We start from the raw sequence: 15,322 nt of genomic DNA, 5'->3' as shown, positions 1-15,322 counted from the left end.
CACGGCTACAGATTGTCGCCAGGGTCTTCGGGGATGGCTCGGAGTTCGGAGGGGACGAGGCCGAGGTATTCCTTGACGGATTCCCGCAGCCCTTGGGTGGTGCCGAAACCGCAAGTCGAGGCGACTAGGTCCACCGCGTGATCGGTCGTGACCAGCATTTCCACCGAGCACTCGGTTCGGCAGCGATCCACGTACTCGTGGAAGCCGTAGCCGACCAAGTTCTTAAAGACCCGCGAGAAGTGGAACGGCGAGTAGCCCGCCTTGCTAGCGGCTTCCTTCAGTGGCCAGCCGGCGGCCGGATTGCCTCGGACCTCGACGACCAGCTCTTTGATTGTCTCTGGCAAATCGGTCGGAACGGCAGCGAGCTGCACCTGATCCATTCCGATCATCAGCCGCGACACGATTTCGTAGATCACGGAGACCACCATCGGCTCCAGGATCTCGGATGGATTTGCAACCGCGCGTTCGAAGCGCTCGATCGCACCCTTGAAATGTGGATCGATCGGCTTGCACGCGACGGTCCGTTGCGGCCCGACCGCGTTCCTCACGTGCCGGCTCTGAATCCACGCATCGAGCAGCGACGTGACGTTGCTCTGCCACGAAAGAAGGACCGAATGGTGCTCGCCACGGGCCGCCTGCACGATGAGGCGCGTGCCACGGATATAGGTGAGGCTGCGCGGCGGACACAGAACGAGGCGCCCCTGCACTCCGGCTCGTGCGATCAAGGTGCCTTTGAGATTGATGCAGAGCGCATTCATCCCTTGCGGCACATTGATGTAGCCGGTGGCAGTACGCAAAACGTTCGCCGTGAGAACCTCGTGGCGAACGTAGGTCATGCCGCCCACGTCCGTGCGCTTAAGCGCACCGGAGGCGCCACAGTCGAAATTTAACTCAATGATCGGTTCGTTCCCGTCGGCGCGCACGCAATCTCTCCCAATGCAAACCCGAATGAGTGTACATCAACGTGCCGCGAGGTATTGCGACCGGTTGCGCAATACCACGCTCCTAATTTCATATTTCCGGGTACTACCTTAGGAAGTGAAGACTGGATACTCCGTCGCGGTGGTTGGCGCCACCGGGGCCGTCGGGCAAGAGTTTCTCCGCCTATTCGTCGAACGCGACTTCCCCGTCGCCTCCCTCAAGCTCCTCGCAAGTGAAAGGTCGGTGGGTAAAACCTATCTTTTCAAGGGCGAGGACATAGCCGTTGAAGAGGCGACGCCGGAGGCGTTCGAAGGCGTCGACGTCGCCTTTTTTAGCGCCGGAGCAAGCAGGTCGCGCGCTCTCGCCCCAGCGGCGGTGGCGGCCGGGGCTCTGGTCGTCGATAATTCGAGCGCTTTTCGCATGGATCCGGCGGTTCCGCTGGTGGTGCCGGAAGTAAACGGATGCGCGATGACGCCCGAGTCGAGGATCGTCGCGGTTCCGAATTGTACGGCGATCATTCTGCTCGTCGCCGTAAATCCGCTTCAGAAGCTCGGAAAGCTCGACCGTCTGATCGTGAGCACCTACCAGAGCGCAAGCGGCGGCGGCGCGGCGATGATGCGACTGCTGGAAGAGGAGACCCGAAAAGTCATTTGTGGGGAAGAACCGGATCCGAGCCACCTTGGGACGCGATACGCCTTCAACCTTTTCAGCCACAACACCCCGATCAACGAGGACGGTTACAACGAAGAGGAGGTGAAGGTGATCGCCGAGAGCCGGAAAATTCTTGGTTTACCGAACCTCAAGCTAAACGTGACTTGCGTTCGAGTTCCAATCCTGCGGGCTCATTCCGAGTCGGTGACCGTCGAATTCGAGGGTCCTGCGCCGAGTGTGGAGGCTGTCCGCGAGGCTCTCTCCGTCGCCCCGGGCGTTCGTGTGATCGACGACCGAGCCGGCAACCGCTTCCCAACCCCGCTCGACGCCAGCGGCCAGGGGGACGTTCTCGTCGGCCGAATCCGACAAGACCTCAGCAATCCCCATGCGATCAGCATGTTTATCACCGGCGACCAACTCTTGAAAGGTGCCGCGCTGAACGCAGTGCAGATAGCCGAGTTGGCGTTGGGCGTTAGGCGTTGAGGCGTTGGGCATTAACCTTGGCGTAACCGTGTTCTGCTAATCCAAGACTTCCAACGCCCAACCCGGTACCCTATTGCTCATGCGCTTTCAAGCTCCCCGTGGCACTGAAGATGTGCTTCCGAGCGACGCGCCGAGGTGGCAGCGTCTGGAGTCGATATTCCGCGATTTGACGCGGAGATACGGCTACCATGAGCTGCGAACGCCTACCTTCGAAGATACGGAGCTCTTCACTCGCACGGCGGGTGAGACGAGCGACATCGTTACGAAGGAGATGTACAACTTCGAAGACAAGGGGGGGCGCAACATCACCCTCAAACCCGAAGGTACCGCGCCTGCGATGCGGGCGGTGATCGAGCACTCGCTTTGCCCGCCGGGCACCGTGACGCGCCTGATGTACGTGACGCCTTGCTTCCGGTATAGCCGTCCCCAGAAAGGGCGTCTGCGCGAGCTCCACCAGTTCGGCCTGGAATTGATCGGTTCCTCCTCCCCCGCGGCCGACGCCGAGATCATCGAGGTGACCTACCGTTTCTTCGAGGCTTGCGGGCTGGCGGGTTTGACGGTGATGGTCAACTCCATCGGTCGCGACGGCTGCCGAGAGCGATACCGGGATGCGATCCTGGAGCATATGGCGAGTTACCTCGCCGCCCAAGATGAGACCACGGTCGCCATCGCCCGCAAAAACCCGCTTCGTTTGCTGGACAGCAAGTCTGCCGAGGTTCAGGCGGCTCTGCTCGGCCTACCGCCAATTACCGACTACCTAGAAGAGGAATGCAGTAGCAATTTCGATCGGCTCCAGCAACTTCTCACCGATGCCGGGGTTCGGTTCCAGGTGCGTCCAGACATCGTTCGCGGTCTCGACTACTACACCGAAACGGTTTTCGAAATCCAGCACGAAGGGCTAGGGTCTCAGAGCTCCATCTGCGGAGGCGGACGGTACGACAACCTGGTGAAGGAGCTTGGCGGCGCGCCCACTCCCAGTGTCGGCGTCGGCATCGGGGTTGAGCGAACCTTGCTGGCGGTCGAGGCCGACGGCGTGGTTTTCGAACCGGATCGCTTGGACGCGTTTATCGTTCAGGCAACCAAGGAAGCGTACGAGCCGGCCCTCGGGCTCGCCCGCGAGCTTCGCGCGGCCGGTCTCTCGGTGCTGACGGATATCGACGGTAAGTCGCTAAAGTCGCAGTTTAGGCAAGCCGACAAAACCGGCGCGCGCCTCGCCCTTATCCTTGGTGACGAAGAATTGTCGAAAGGGACCGTACAGGTGAAGGTGCTTGAAACCGGCGAACAAACCGAAGTCTCCCGACCCGACATCGCCCTCCACCTCAAGGGGCTACCGGGGTGATCAAGCAAGCAATCCGGAGCCCCCTCTCCCTCCTCGGGATGCATGTGCCCGACGAGGGAGAGGGGGTTGGGGGTGAGGGAGTCCGGATCATCGGCGAGGGCGCCGACGCTACGTGGACACCGGACAGGGGCGGGCCGCCCGTGCCACGAGCTGGCCGCGGATTATTCACTGCCCTGGCCGCCTTAGCTCTACTGGCCAGCGCCACCGCGCAGGTACCCGACGTTAGGATTCGGCTCGATGTACTGGGGAGCTACCGAGTGACCCAGGCGGGTCCTACCGCATTTCGCTATTATTCGCTTTTCGGACGGCACAGTACGGCTTCGCTTCGGTTCTCGCTAGAACCCGGCTTCACCGGATTCATTTCCCAGAAGATCCAGCGGATTCCCCACGACGGAGACCCCGACCAGCTCGACGAGGCGTACGTTCAGGATGAGGGGATTTGGCGGATCGGTAAGCAGTACATGCCGTTCGGTACCGGCGAGATCCTTCGGGATAGCGTGATCGGGGCGCGAGCCGACACGACTCAGATTTTGGAAGGGATTCCAATGACCTTCATGGTTTGCGATTCAGGGAGCGAACGCCAGCGAGGGGTTATGGCTCACGTAGGGAGCCGGGCACTCGGCGGAAGTTTTGCCATCGGACGGCACTGGGGGATTAACGGGACGTCGCTTACCCAAATCCGGCGGCCGGAGGATACCGGCGGGCTGGGGCATGGCTGGGAGCAGGTTTACGGAATCGACGCATCCCGGCTGCTCGGGCGCTTTTTCCTCCAGGCGGAAGCGGTTCACTTCCGTCAGGGCGCTACCAAGTCGGATGGCGACCACACGATTTTTGACTTTAACGTGACGGTAAGTCAAAGGCCGCTCGACTGGCTCACTTTTGGCTACACGAAAGACGCAAGCTCTCAGCTCACCTTCTTTCGGGTTAGGGGATCGGTAGAGCTGACGGAGAATGTAATCCTGCAGCCGTTCATTCGATTCCGAGACGCCCGGCTTTGGGATCTGGGCGCCGAGGTTCGGTTCAAGATCTGAGGAAGCATGAAGGAATTCGTTAAGCCGGTCCCCCTCGCCGCGCTTCTGGCCGGAATCGTGCTTTTTGTTCTTGGCCAGGTTCCACTGGGAATCATCGCGCTGATCGCTTGGGTCGCGACTCTCGCCCTTGGCGCGATGCGCCAAACCGCCGTGCTGCGCGCCCAAGACCCGACGGATACCCTGGACCCGGAATCGCGGACGATGTTCGGTCCCATTCGACGGCTTACGAACGAGATCGAAGAGCTCGTCGACCGAAACAAGGAGTCGGCGGTGATCCGAACGGTCGGTCGGGAGGCGATCACCGAGGCTCGACGGATTCGAGACCAAATTGCGCGAGCGCTCGCCGCCCGAGGGGAGCTCAAGCGGACGTTGCGCGGACGATCGAGCGCCGAGCGGGAGGTGGCTTCGTTGGACGAACGGATGTCGGCAGCCACGAGCGAGGAAGAGAAGAGCTCTCTCGCCGGCGCGGCCGAAGCACGAAAACTCGAAGTCTCGCATTACTCGACGGTAGAGGAAGCGCTTACTCGAATCGACGCCGGGGTTCGCCAAGCGGAGGCCGCTCTTTCGGAGATGAAAGCGCGGCTCACCGTCGGCGCTTCCGGGGAGCGTGCGGCCGCCGCGGGCCAGGACGACGAGCTTCGGGCCACGATCGGGCGCTTGAAGGCGCTAAGCGTCACGTATGACGAGGCGGAGCAAGTGCTCGGGCCATAGAGCCGGTACACTCATCGGTCTATGAGCACCGGCAAGCGGGCTTACGACGTCCTTCGTGGCTACGTAAATCGAGAATGGGAGCGGATCCATGGAGTCGAGCTCTCGGACGCCGAGCGCGAGCTCTCCGACGCGTTAGACGCTCCCGCCCCTCGCCCCGCCGCTAATGCCGCCAGCCCCGCCTCGGGAAGTACCTTCCCGCCGGCGACGGTCTCCGATACCGACTGGGCGTGCCAGGTGATGGGGGTCGGCACCGAAGCGACTTTTGCGGACATTCGGAAGTCGTTCGACCGGATCATCAAGCGAACGGATCCGGCAAATTTTCCGGAGGGTTCCGCGGAAGCGAAGCAAGCGGAGGAAATCCACCGTCGCGTCCACCGCGCCTACGCGATTCTGACGGAAGGAATGGACGCTACGGAGAAGCGATTCCGATCGCTCGAGATCGACTAGCCGTTCCGCATCGTGCGGTTCATCGACAGCCAGTAAAGGCCAAGCTGCTTCACGGCGTCGATGAACTCGTCGAAGTCGACCGGCTTTCGGATATAGCTGTTCGCTCCCAGGCTGTAGCTTTCGACGATGTCGCGCTCTTCGTCGGAGGACGTGAGAACCACGATCGGCAAAGTCTTTGTCGTGGGTTCGGAACGAATCCGCTGCAGCACTTCCAACCCGGAGATCTTCGGGAGCTTTAGGTCGAGCAGCACCAAATCGGGCAAACGCTTGCCGGCGCCTGCGCCGAAGAGGTGGTCAATCGCCTCCGCGCCGTCTCGGGCGACCCGGATAATGTTCGGGACTTCGCTCTGGCGCATAGCCCGCAGCGTTAGCTGCTCATCGTCTGCGTTGTCCTCGACAAGGAGTATCGTTTTCGGTTCGGTCGCCATCTGCTCTCTATCCGCCGCCGTGATTAGATGCGGGTCGGCCTTCGAATGTTTCCCGCCCGCCGAATTCGGTAACCAGGTCTGCATTATTGCGCAGAGTTAACAGGATCGTCTAGCAATAGGCCGTATGGTGACGAGGTAGTGCGAGGAACCGAACAACGAATCACCCTGTTCACTCGTACCAGACAGTAGGGGCAACATGGATTCCGCATTTCAGCACCTCTCCCAAATCGTCCAGCCGTCGGACCTTCACCGCTTCAGCGATAAAGAGCTTCGGGATCTCGCCAACGAGGTTCGCCAGGCGATCCTGCAAAACGTGAGCCGAACCGGGGGGCACCTTAGCTCGAACCTTGGCACGGTGGAGCTCACGGTGGCGATGTACGCGTCGTACAACATCCCGCCGGATAAGGTGGTGTGGGATACGGGCCACCAAGCGTATCCGCATAAATTGCTCACGGGACGCCTGCCCCGGTTCGACACCTTGCGCAAGCACAAGGGCTTGAGCGGCTTTCTTAGGCGCGAAGAGCACGAGCTGGACGTCTTCGGCGCGGGCCATGCCGGGACCGCGATCTCCGCTGCCATGGGTTTTGCCGCCGCGCGTGACCGGCAAGGGACGACCGAGAAGGTCATCGCGGTGGCCGGAGACGCCGCCATTGCCAGCGGCATGAGCTGGGAAGCGCTCAACCATGCCGGGGAGTTGGGAACCGACCTTTGCGTGGTGCTGAACGACAATCGCATGTCGATCGCCCCGAACGTCGGCGCGCTGACGAATTATCTAGCCAAGCTTCGTTCCCGCCCCCTCGTCCAAAATCTCGCGAGAAAAGCCAAGGTTGCTATCGAACGCCTAGGTGAGCCCGCGGTTCGCGCCGCGGACGGACTTCGCCACGGCATTACCCACTACCTAGCCCCCCTGGAAACGGGCACGATCTTCGAGGAGATCGGTTTCGAATATATAGGTCCGGTGGACGGGCATGACCTTCCCACTTTGCTGGAAGTCTTCCGCAATGTGCGCGATATGAACTACCCGGTCTTCGTTCACGCCATCACGGTGAAAGGAAAGGGGTACGAGGTGGCCGAGGAAGATGCCCGCAAGTGGCACGGGGTGGTGCCGTTCGACCTCGCGGCGTGCGAGATGGTCAAGGCGGCGGGGCCGGTGACCTTCACCCAGGCATTCGGCGACGCCACCATCGAATGCGCGGAAGAGGACCCTAAGGTGGTCGCCATCACGGCGGCAATGCCCGATGGAACCGGCCTCGCCGGCTACGCCAAGAAATTCCCGGACCGCTACTATGACGTGGGTATCGCCGAACAGCACGCGGTGACGTTCGCCGCGGGTCTCGCCGCCGGCGGCATGCGGCCGTTCTGCGCGATCTACTCGACGTTCCTCCAGCGGGCCTATGACCAGGTCCTGCACGACGTCTGCCTGCAAAAGCTCCCGGTGCGGTTCTTCCTCGATCGAGCGGGGCTTGTGGGGGACGACGGCCCGACCCACCACGGAGTCTTCGACTTATCGTACTTGTCGCCGTTGCCCAATATGACGATCCTGGCGCCCCGCGACACGACCGAGCTTCGCGAGATGACCCATTGGATGGCCAAGTACGACGCCGGTCCTACCGCCGTTCGCTACCCGCGAGGTTCCAGCGACGAACGGCTGCCGGAGTCGCGCACCTCGATCGCTCTCGGCAAGTCGGAAGTCATTCGGGAGGGAAAGGACCTCACGATCTCGGCGGTAGGGTCCATGGTAAGCGTCGCCTACGAGGCGGCGGCGGGCTTGGCCGCGCAGGGGATCGAGGCGACCGTCATCAACGCTCGTTTCCTTCGTCCGCTGGACTCGGAGACACTTATCGGCTCCGTCTCCAAGACGAAGCGGCTCATTACGATCGAAGAGAACATGCGATCGGGTGGCTTCGGAGAAGCATGCCGGAATGCGCTCCACGACGCCGGCATGGGGGGAATTCCGCACCGGTTGATCGCTTTGCCCGACTCGTTCGTCGAGCACGGGACTCAGCCGATCTTACGGGAAGAGTGCGGACTCTGCGCCGCGGCGGTGATCGCCGAGGCTGTTCGGTTAGTAAAGGCTCCAAGCCGGTAAAATTAGCTTATGTCGAAATGGAAAGAGGGCGACCGTGTGCGCGTGGTGTCGCGTCCCGTCACCGATGAAGACCGAAAGAAGAATCGGTACTACGACCACATGGTGGGGCTCGTAGGGACGATTCAGAACGTCTATGAGCACAACGAGGTAGCGGTGCGCGTCGACCCCGACAGCATGACCCCGGTAACCAAGCAGGTACACGAGCAGGCGAACCAGCGCATGCGCGACCGCTTCCAACGCGATACCTCCGAAGAGCAGAAAAAGCAGCTCACCAAAGAGGAGATGGAGTTCACCGCGAACTACGTCGTTCTCGTGCAAGGCACGGACTTGGAGAAAGCTTAATGGCGGTCACCGAGTTTAGCTTCGACATCGTTTCGCGCGCTGACAAGATGGAGGTCAAGAACGCGATCGGCCAGGCCGAGAAAGAACTGGCCAATCGATACGATCTCAAGGGGACCAAATGTGAGATCGTCCACGACAAGGACGATGTTTCGTTGATCGCCGACGACGAGTTCCGGATGCAGCAGCTTCAGGACATCGTCTTCAGCAAGCTCATCAAGCGCGGGATCGATGCTCGCAGCATCGAGTGGGGCAAGATCGAGCCAGGGGCCGGCATCAGCGTCAAGTGCAAGCTCAACCTCAAGCAGGGGATCGAGCAGGACAAGGCGAAGGCCTTGACCAAGCAGATCCGCGATAACAAAGCGCTGAAGGTTCAGTCGCAGATTCAAGGCGAGGAAGTTCGCGTCAGCAGCAAATCGAAGGACGACCTTCAAAAGGCGATGGCGTTCGTAAAGGGGCTCGACCTGGACTTCCCGGTCGACTTCGTCAACTTCCGCTAAGCAAAAAAAAACCCCGCGCGGCCAAGGGCCGCGCGGGGTTTTTCTTTTTGCTACCTTCCGAGTACGTAGACGCGGGCGTTGTTGATGGCGAAGCTTTCGCCGTGTCGCGACACGATGGTGGGGGTGTAGGCCTCACCGACGCCGCTCGTGAGCCGCATCGTCTCCGACAACGTGTTCGTGTCGAAGTTCCAGCGGTAACACTTGCCGTCCTCGTTGTTGACGATCGCCGCTCGCCCTTTCACGTCGATCGCGGCGGTATTGATGCACCACTCGCGAACTGCGTTCGGACTGTTCGGGAACTCGCTGTCTTTGGTGGCGCCCAGGACCGAAATCACTTCCTTCATGGTCGTCACCCCGGAGATCGACTCGACGGCCGACGCATTCGGGTCGAGGATCGCAACTCGGTTCGCTCCGTCGCCGCCAGCGCCGGCATAGTTGTTGTACTTGGCCAAGATGAGGTACTTGGACGTGCCGTGGTAAGCCTTCACGGCGGAACTCGGCACCACGGAGGGAGTGTCGTCCCAGCCGAATGCGCCCGGTGTCTTCGTAACGTTCAGGGTCTTGTCGAAGTGCTGGAGGAAGCCGCGGAAGTGGTTCTCACCGAACGGATTCTCAAGGACGCCGTAGTAAACGTCGCCGTCCGGGCCGACCATCGGGGTCGCAGTGCCGTCGTCGGGAACGATCGAAGGATTACCGCTCTTCGGGTCGACCAGTCTCACCCGGTTCTTCATCTTCATCGTCGCGGTGTCGACCGACACGAGATAGCCTCCGCTGAAGCCGCCATTGTTTACCGCGACGTACATGATTTTGCCGTCGTTGCTGATGGCGGGCGCGCAGTTCATCGCCGCTTGGGGCGCGTTCTCGTCGCCGGAAAGGGTCTGGGCGCTCACCCAGGAGCCTTTGCCCGCGCTGTTGATCTTCGCGTATCCGCTGGTGAGATTGGCCGCATTCGGTCCGTACACCTTGAAGCCGAAGTAGATGCTTCCCGCCTCGTCCACCGTGATCGGGGTGCAGATGCGGACGTTCTGGTCGAACTCGTCCTTGTGCGCCTCGTATAGCGATGTACCGTAGAACGACATTCGACTCACCATCGACTGCTTCTCGTCCACCGAAGCGCGATACATGAGGGTGCCGCCTCCCGCCGGGGTGACCAAGCCCATGATGCCCACGATCGCCGATCCGACCGGCGGAGTCCAGTTATGGTTCGGCAGGATGTAGTCCGTGTCTTCGGTCCATTTCACCTTTCCGGTCTTCAACTCCCGCCCTTCTACGCGGAAGCCGCCGGCGGCGCCGGTCTTGACGGTTAGGACGACCGTGTCGAGCGCGCTGATCAGCGGGCAGCCGTAGTGGATCAGCAGCGACGAGCCGGAATACTGCGGATTGAGGTCGATCGGCGCCGACCAGAGAACCCGCTTCAGCGGCTGAGTCCCATCGTGAGACATCGCGGTGTGCTGAGGATTGCCGCCGTACGATTTCCATCCGGCGGAGAGGTAGTTGATCCCGCCGCCATTTCCGCAACCGGTAGCGACGACGCATGCCGCTAGAGCGGCCGACGAAAGGGCAAAGATAGAGACAAAACGCACAGCCCGTTATAACCCGCCGGAGACTTCCCGTCAAGTAATCGTTTCTCTTAAACGGCAGCCATCGGAAGAGCGGTCAAACTTCGAGGCGCACGAACGGTGCTTTCGAGCTGGTCGCTGGTGATTTCGTGATACAGGGAGTCGCGTTCTACCGGAATTCGACCGGCTTCCTGAATCATGCGGATCATGTTTTCGGCAGTCAAGTATTGCCGCTTGTTGCCGAACTCGCCCGCCTTGTAGGTGATCTCGTATTCCTGCACCAACCCGTCGGCGTCGTCCGCGCCGTACCACAGCGCCATCTGCGTGATCGGCACCGTGTTCATGATCCAGAAACTCTTGATGTGATCGAAATTATCGAGCATCAACCGGCTAACCGCGATGTTTCGCAGGTCATCGTCGCCGGTCGGCCCGGCGATATGCTCGAGCTCGGTCGCCTCCGGATGGAAGCTGAGGGGAGTCATGGTGAGGAAGTGGCCCGTCTCGTCTTGCAACTCCCGGATCTGGATAAGGTGGTCGACGCGCTCCTCATCGGTCTCGATGTGGCCGTAGAGCATCGTGGCGTACTGCTTCAGGCCGAGTTTCGCGGCGGCGCGGGCGACGTCCTTCCACTCTTCGCCGTTCAGCTTCTTGCCGAAGAGCTCGCTATGCACGCGGTCGCTCAGTATTTCGATGCCGCCGCCGGGCAGTGAGTCGAGGCCGGCTTCGATAAGGTCGGCGAGCGCTTGGTCCACGGTCACCTTCCCCTGCCGGGCGATTTCCACGATCTCCACGGCGGTGAACGCTTTGACGTGAACACCGGGGCGGACCTCCTTTACGGTTCGGACGAGGTCGAGATAGTACGAATACGGTAGGCGCGGGTTGATGCCGCCGACCATGTGGATCTCGGTGAGCGGAACGTCGCGGTGGCGCTCGAGCCGCTCGCGCACTTCCGCCAAGCTCATCTGGTAGGGGGCGGGGCCCCCCTTCTTGGCATAGAACGAGCAGAACTTACAGAACTTGTTGCAGATGTTCGTGTAGTTGACGTGCTGGTTGCGCACGTAATACGTCTTCGCTCCGTGCTTGCGCTCTCGTACGATGTTCGCGAGGTAGCCGACCCCGGTGAGGTTCGGCGTCGTGCAAAGCAGCAGCCCATCCTCGCGGCTTAGCCGCTCTTGGTTTTGTACTTTTTCGTACAGAGGAAGCAGTTCTGCGCCAAGAACCCGATCGGGCGTAAGAGCCATGACGCGTTCATTGTACCCGCTTCTTTCACTGATTGTTGAAAGTTACAGCGAGGACGTGGCACTGGCTTCTAGCCAGTGGGTCCCAAGAGCATCCTGCCCTTGGCGGATGCTCATGACCCGAAGGGTCGCAGGTTCATCGGCTGGGAGCCGATGCTACGTTTACACGATCAGGATGGTCGTGAGACACACGGGCTGGAAGCCCGTGCCACGGTTAGCTGCCCAACAACTTGAAGCTCGAGGCGACTACGGCGAGGTTGTGTACTACGTCGTCCTCGAATCCGAGGGGGGCTCGATTGGCGCGGATGCGCTGGATCTCGGCCATCACCGCGCTTTCTAGGCCTCGTTCGCTCCGTAGACTGCGCTCCAGAAATACCGACGCTTCGATGGCGCCGTAGTGGGCAAGCATCAGCTCCAAAGCGGTGTCGGTACGGACCAAGGGAACGCAGCCGTCGGCGAGGCGTCCGTGCAGTTCGATCGCGTGGTGGAAGCCTCCGAACCAGGGGATCGCTAGCCGTTCCGTCCAGTCGACGAGGCCGCGAAGGATCTGAGTGTCCGTGCCGAGATGCCAGATCACCCAGCACGGCGGTAATTCGAGCTGCCCCAGGTTTCCCGTTGCCACCACGTGCGGAGCCAGCCCTCCCCGCCGCCAATATTGCCGTCGAACCGTGGCAAGACGGGTGTGGCTTAGGTGAAGCTGAACGGTGATCGGGAGGTACGGCAGCCCGTCGTAATGTGGCGCGGGGCGAAGGATGATCTCCTCCACGAGATCGCCAGTCCGCCTCTCCAGCAGAGGCACCCCTCCGTTGTGGAATAGGTGGAAATCTTCCCGCACCAAAGCGCCGGCAAGGAAATGGGCGGCCTCCGTCAGCGCTTCCGGACGTGGATGGACGCGACCAAACCAGCGCCGCCGAGGTCCCGGATCGGACCAGGCGCGTTGGAAGGCCTCTTCCTGGAAAAACACGCGTCGTTGCGAGGTTTCCATGTAAACCTTCGGACGCGCCTAAGCCTGGTTAGGTAACGGCGGGGCGTTAAGCGATGCGGCAGTTAAGGAGGTGCGAGGAGACCACACCACGCCACGCGTGTCGTGCGCCTCCACCCGAGTCGTTCCCACCGAGTCGGGGCCACCGGGCAGGTGATGCGCGGTCATATCGCTCACCGCGATTCCTCCGGGAGGGGCCACTTTCTGGAGATGGGAGGCGATGTCGATCACATCGGCGAAGTTCAGGCTCGTCACGTCCCCCGCTTCAGGGGTAACCACGGTGCCAGTGTGCATTCCGCATCGCAGAACGATGGGCGAACCGATCTTATTTCGGAAGGTGTTGAGCTCCAAGATCTCGGTCTGGATATTTTTGGCGGCCAAGAAAGCCTGACTTGGGCTATCGAACGCACTGATCACGCCGTCGCCGGCCGTGGAATGGACTCGGCCTCCGTACCGGGTGGTGACCCGCTCGACGAAGTGCAGATACTCGTTGAAGGTGTACTCGACGGCCAGCGGATCCGCCTGCTGCTTGAGCCGTGTCGAACCGACGATGTCGACGCTTACAAACGTGAGGCTCTGCTCGCCGGTGTGGAGCTTTTCGCGCAAGTGGTGGAGCTGGCGGAGGAGCTCTTGTCGTTCTTGGACCGGGTCCTTTAGGCCAAGCTTTTCTCGATTACGCTCGACGATCTTCTGGATCGCCGCGCCCATTACGGCTCCGGCGATGGCCATCACCACCATCAGCTCCGGCGGACTGTACATACGCAATCCAAGGAGCAAACCAAACACTGACTGCATTAGGCAGTAACCGGCGCCGAAGATGGCGCCGGAGATTGCCGCCTGCCGAGTGTCCCGGGAGATGCCGATGTTATAAAGACCGACGCCGGCAAGGCAGAGCGCCAGCATGGAGAAAACTCGATTGAAAGGCTGACCGGTGCTCAGCGCAATCCGTTTTTCGATGTCGATTAGCAGCGCGCACCCGGAGGCGGTCAAACCGGCTATCACGAAGCGGCGGGTTTGCGGCTCGAGGGTGAAAAACTGAGAGCGGACGGTCGCTAGAAATCCGTGCTTTTCTTTCTCGGTTCGAAGCTTGACCGCGAGGCGGACATATTCGAGCGGAGCCCCGGTCGCCTCGGCCACGGCCTGAATCGCGGACTCGTCAATTTCGCCGCCACTCGCTTCGCGCAGTCGCTCGGCAAGGACGATCATCTGGTCGACGCTATCTTCGCCCAGCTTGCTTTCGTCCAGTTTCGTGTGCCGTTGCCGCAAGGTTCCTTCCAAAAAATCGATTGTACTTCCCGAGGCCCCACCGCGTCTCTTGTAGACTGATGCGAAGATCCATGGAGGGTACGACGGCTCGAACCGATCGGTTGCTTTGGAGTTCGGGGGCCGGACTGGCTCTCCACCTCGTTTTACAGCTCTTTGCGGGGCTGGTTCTCTCGTTTGCCTATCATGGTCAGCCCGCGCTGGCCCATTCGGATGTGGCGGCGATGCACTCCGGAGGGGGGCTCCGTTTTCTCCAGGGATTCCATTACTGGGGAAGCGCGCTGCTGATCCTACAGGCCGCACTTCATGTGGCGGCGTCAACCTGGCTCGGGGACTTCCGGCCACCTAACGGGCGAAGGTACATCGGCTCGCTCCTCATTTTGTTGGCGGCGCTCGGCTTCCAATTAACCGGCAATCTTCTCCCTTACGATCGCCACGGCGTTCAGACGGCCGCGATCGAGGCCGGCATCGCGGCTCGTGCGCCAGTCGTGGGTCCTTCGATGGCGAAAGCGATGCTCGGCGGCAACGGTTTCAACGAGGGAACGCTCGGGATCTGGTATTCGCTTCACCACTTGGCTGTACCGGTCCTGGCACTCATAGCACCTGCAATTTGGTTTGCCGGGCGGCCGCGGGAGAGTTCGCCCGCCCGCATCCTCTTGATTCTTCCCGCCGCCCTCGCGGCGTCGTTGGCTTTCGCGGTTCCCTCGCCCTTTGGATCGATCGCTACTCCAGCCGATTTCGATGCGTTTGCCGACAAGGTGAGCTGGTATGTGTGGCCGCTGCATGGCGCGATGCGGCTGTTTGAGCGTGCGTCGAGTAGCGCCGGGTGGATCGGGGCGATCTTGCTTCCCGGCCTTTTAGTCGGATTCCTTTTCCTGCTCCCGTTCATCGGGAAACGGATCTCGCTCGCCTGGGTGCGCGGGATTCTGGCGGGTGCCGGGCTCCTATTGATCGTGGGGGCGCTTGGGTTCGCCGGTTCGTTCGCCCCTCTCACAGGCACTCGCGATCCGGTGGCGAACGCGTCCGGCAGTGGGCAACCGGCGACGAATATCGACAAGGCGATGGCCGAGCGCGGCCGGGCGGCATTCAACAAAGTGGGTTGCGCGGATTGCCACGGCAAAGACGGCGCCTCGGGAAGCGGCGGACCGACGCTGACGAAATCCTGGCAACGCCACAACGACTCCGACTACTACGTCCGCTATATCCACAACCCGCAGTCCGTGAAGCCCGACTCCACCATGCCGGCATTTCCCAAGCTAACGGACGTCGAGCTTCACGAATTAGCCGAATATCTTCGCTCTCCAAAGCCATAGGATTGGGACTGCGGGTATCCGGTCGTCG

General features: G+C 61.2%; 15 protein-coding genes. 9 read left to right on the top strand and 6 right to left on the bottom strand.

Annotated features, from left to right (window positions below; all coding sequences use genetic code 11):
* Positions 1-5: 5 nt before the first annotated feature.
* Positions 6-923, bottom strand: coding sequence for a helix-turn-helix transcriptional regulator (locus tag OP10G_RS02455; RefSeq protein ID WP_025227470.1), 918 nt, complete (start codon positions 921-923; stop codon positions 6-8).
* 115 nt (positions 924-1,038) lie between these two features.
* On the opposite strand from OP10G_RS02455, the gene OP10G_RS02450 reads away from it, so the two are divergent.
* From OP10G_RS02450 to OP10G_RS02430, 5 genes are all read left to right on the top strand, one after another.
* Entirely contained in the window at positions 1,039-2,055 is a 1,017-nt protein-coding gene (locus tag OP10G_RS02450; protein WP_025227471.1) for an aspartate-semialdehyde dehydrogenase, read from the top strand.
* A 79-nt stretch (positions 2,056-2,134) separates the two neighbouring features.
* Positions 2,135-3,394 (top strand): histidine--tRNA ligase, encoded by a 1,260-nt coding sequence (hisS, locus tag OP10G_RS02445; protein WP_025227472.1) that lies wholly within the window; start codon positions 2,135-2,137, stop codon positions 3,392-3,394.
* Positions 3,391-4,425: a hypothetical protein gene (locus OP10G_RS02440; protein ID WP_025227473.1), complete on the top strand. Its 1,035-nt coding sequence runs from the start codon at positions 3,391-3,393 to the stop codon at positions 4,423-4,425. The genes hisS and OP10G_RS02440 overlap by 4 nt, the downstream gene beginning before the upstream one ends.
* Before the next feature lie 6 nt (positions 4,426-4,431).
* Entirely contained in the window at positions 4,432-5,136 is a 705-nt protein-coding gene (locus tag OP10G_RS02435; protein ID WP_025227474.1) for a hypothetical protein, read from the top strand.
* Between the two features lie 21 nt (positions 5,137-5,157).
* A complete protein-coding gene (locus tag OP10G_RS02430; RefSeq protein WP_025227475.1) occupies positions 5,158-5,583 on the top strand; it encodes a hypothetical protein in 426 nt (141 codons plus the stop codon).
* Here the strand turns inward: OP10G_RS02430 and OP10G_RS02425 are convergent.
* Positions 5,580-6,011, bottom strand: a complete 432-nt coding sequence (locus OP10G_RS02425) for a response regulator (RefSeq protein WP_025227476.1) — start codon at positions 6,009-6,011, stop codon at positions 5,580-5,582. The genes OP10G_RS02430 and OP10G_RS02425 overlap by 4 nt on opposite strands.
* 196 nt (positions 6,012-6,207) lie before the next feature.
* On the opposite strand from OP10G_RS02425, the gene dxs reads away from it, so the two are divergent.
* Genes dxs through OP10G_RS02410 form a run of 3 tightly spaced genes read left to right on the top strand, consistent with a single transcriptional unit; the run spans position 6,208 to position 8,939 of the window.
* Positions 6,208-8,100 (top strand): 1-deoxy-D-xylulose-5-phosphate synthase, encoded by a 1,893-nt coding sequence (dxs, locus tag OP10G_RS02420; protein ID WP_025227477.1) that lies wholly within the window; start codon positions 6,208-6,210, stop codon positions 8,098-8,100.
* 9 nt (positions 8,101-8,109) lie between these two features.
* A complete protein-coding gene (locus tag OP10G_RS02415; RefSeq protein WP_025227478.1) occupies positions 8,110-8,442 on the top strand; it encodes a hypothetical protein in 333 nt (110 codons plus the stop codon).
* On the top strand, positions 8,442-8,939 hold the full coding sequence (locus tag OP10G_RS02410; RefSeq protein WP_025227479.1) for a YajQ family cyclic di-GMP-binding protein: 498 nt from the start codon (positions 8,442-8,444) through the stop codon (positions 8,937-8,939). Before OP10G_RS02415 ends, OP10G_RS02410 begins: the two co-directional genes overlap by 1 nt.
* Positions 8,940-8,989: 50 nt before the next feature.
* Here the strand turns inward: OP10G_RS02410 and OP10G_RS02405 are convergent, their stop codons facing one another.
* The 4 genes from OP10G_RS02405 to OP10G_RS02390 all read right to left on the bottom strand — a co-directional run bounded on the left by OP10G_RS02405 (position 8,990) and on the right by OP10G_RS02390 (position 13,996).
* Positions 8,990-10,522 carry a hypothetical protein gene (locus OP10G_RS02405; RefSeq protein WP_025227480.1) on the bottom strand — a complete coding sequence of 511 codons (1,533 nt, stop codon included), beginning with the start codon at positions 10,520-10,522 and terminating at the stop codon, positions 8,990-8,992.
* 47 nt (positions 10,523-10,569) lie between these two features.
* Positions 10,570-11,739, bottom strand: a complete 1,170-nt coding sequence (locus OP10G_RS02400) for a radical SAM protein (RefSeq protein ID WP_025227481.1) — start codon at positions 11,737-11,739, stop codon at positions 10,570-10,572.
* A 211-nt stretch (positions 11,740-11,950) separates the two neighbouring features.
* Positions 11,951-12,721, bottom strand: a complete 771-nt coding sequence (locus tag OP10G_RS02395; protein ID WP_025227482.1) for a hypothetical protein — start codon at positions 12,719-12,721, stop codon at positions 11,951-11,953.
* 18 nt (positions 12,722-12,739) lie between these two features.
* Entirely contained in the window at positions 12,740-13,996 is a 1,257-nt protein-coding gene (locus OP10G_RS02390; RefSeq protein WP_025227483.1) for an adenylate/guanylate cyclase domain-containing protein, read from the bottom strand.
* A 47-nt stretch (positions 13,997-14,043) separates the two neighbouring features.
* On the opposite strand from OP10G_RS02390, the gene OP10G_RS02385 reads away from it, so the two are divergent.
* Positions 14,044-15,294: a cytochrome b N-terminal domain-containing protein gene (locus OP10G_RS02385; RefSeq protein WP_084178778.1), complete on the top strand. Its 1,251-nt coding sequence runs from the start codon at positions 14,044-14,046 to the stop codon at positions 15,292-15,294.
* The last annotated feature ends 28 nt before the right edge of the window (positions 15,295-15,322 follow it).

It is taken from the genome of Fimbriimonas ginsengisoli Gsoil 348 (genome assembly GCF_000724625.1).
Lineage (GTDB): Bacteria > Armatimonadota > Fimbriimonadia > Fimbriimonadales > Fimbriimonadaceae > Fimbriimonas > Fimbriimonas ginsengisoli.
This window is presented reverse-complemented; position numbering and strand designations above follow the sequence as displayed.

Excerpts from the sequence above, each read along its gene's own strand:
- hisS (WP_025227472.1), top strand. The coding sequence starts at position 2,135 with ATGCGCTTTCAAGCTCCCCGTGGCACTGAAGATGTGCTTCCGAGCGAC.
- OP10G_RS02435 (WP_025227474.1), top strand. The coding sequence starts at position 4,432 with ATGAAGGAATTCGTTAAGCCGGTCCCCCTCGCCGCGCTTCTGGCCGGA.
- OP10G_RS02430 (WP_025227475.1), top strand. The coding sequence starts at position 5,158 with ATGAGCACCGGCAAGCGGGCTTACGACGTCCTTCGTGGCTACGTAAAT.
- OP10G_RS02425 (WP_025227476.1), bottom strand. The coding sequence starts at position 6,011 with ATGGCGACCGAACCGAAAACGATACTCCTTGTCGAGGACAACGCAGAC.
- dxs (WP_025227477.1), top strand. The coding sequence starts at position 6,208 with ATGGATTCCGCATTTCAGCACCTCTCCCAAATCGTCCAGCCGTCGGAC.
- OP10G_RS02415 (WP_025227478.1), top strand. The coding sequence starts at position 8,110 with ATGTCGAAATGGAAAGAGGGCGACCGTGTGCGCGTGGTGTCGCGTCCC.
- OP10G_RS02410 (WP_025227479.1), top strand. The coding sequence starts at position 8,442 with ATGGCGGTCACCGAGTTTAGCTTCGACATCGTTTCGCGCGCTGACAAG.
- OP10G_RS02400 (WP_025227481.1), bottom strand. The coding sequence starts at position 11,739 with ATGGCTCTTACGCCCGATCGGGTTCTTGGCGCAGAACTGCTTCCTCTG.
- OP10G_RS02395 (WP_025227482.1), bottom strand. The coding sequence starts at position 12,721 with ATGGAAACCTCGCAACGACGCGTGTTTTTCCAGGAAGAGGCCTTCCAA.
- OP10G_RS02385 (WP_084178778.1), top strand. The coding sequence starts at position 14,044 with ATGCGAAGATCCATGGAGGGTACGACGGCTCGAACCGATCGGTTGCTT.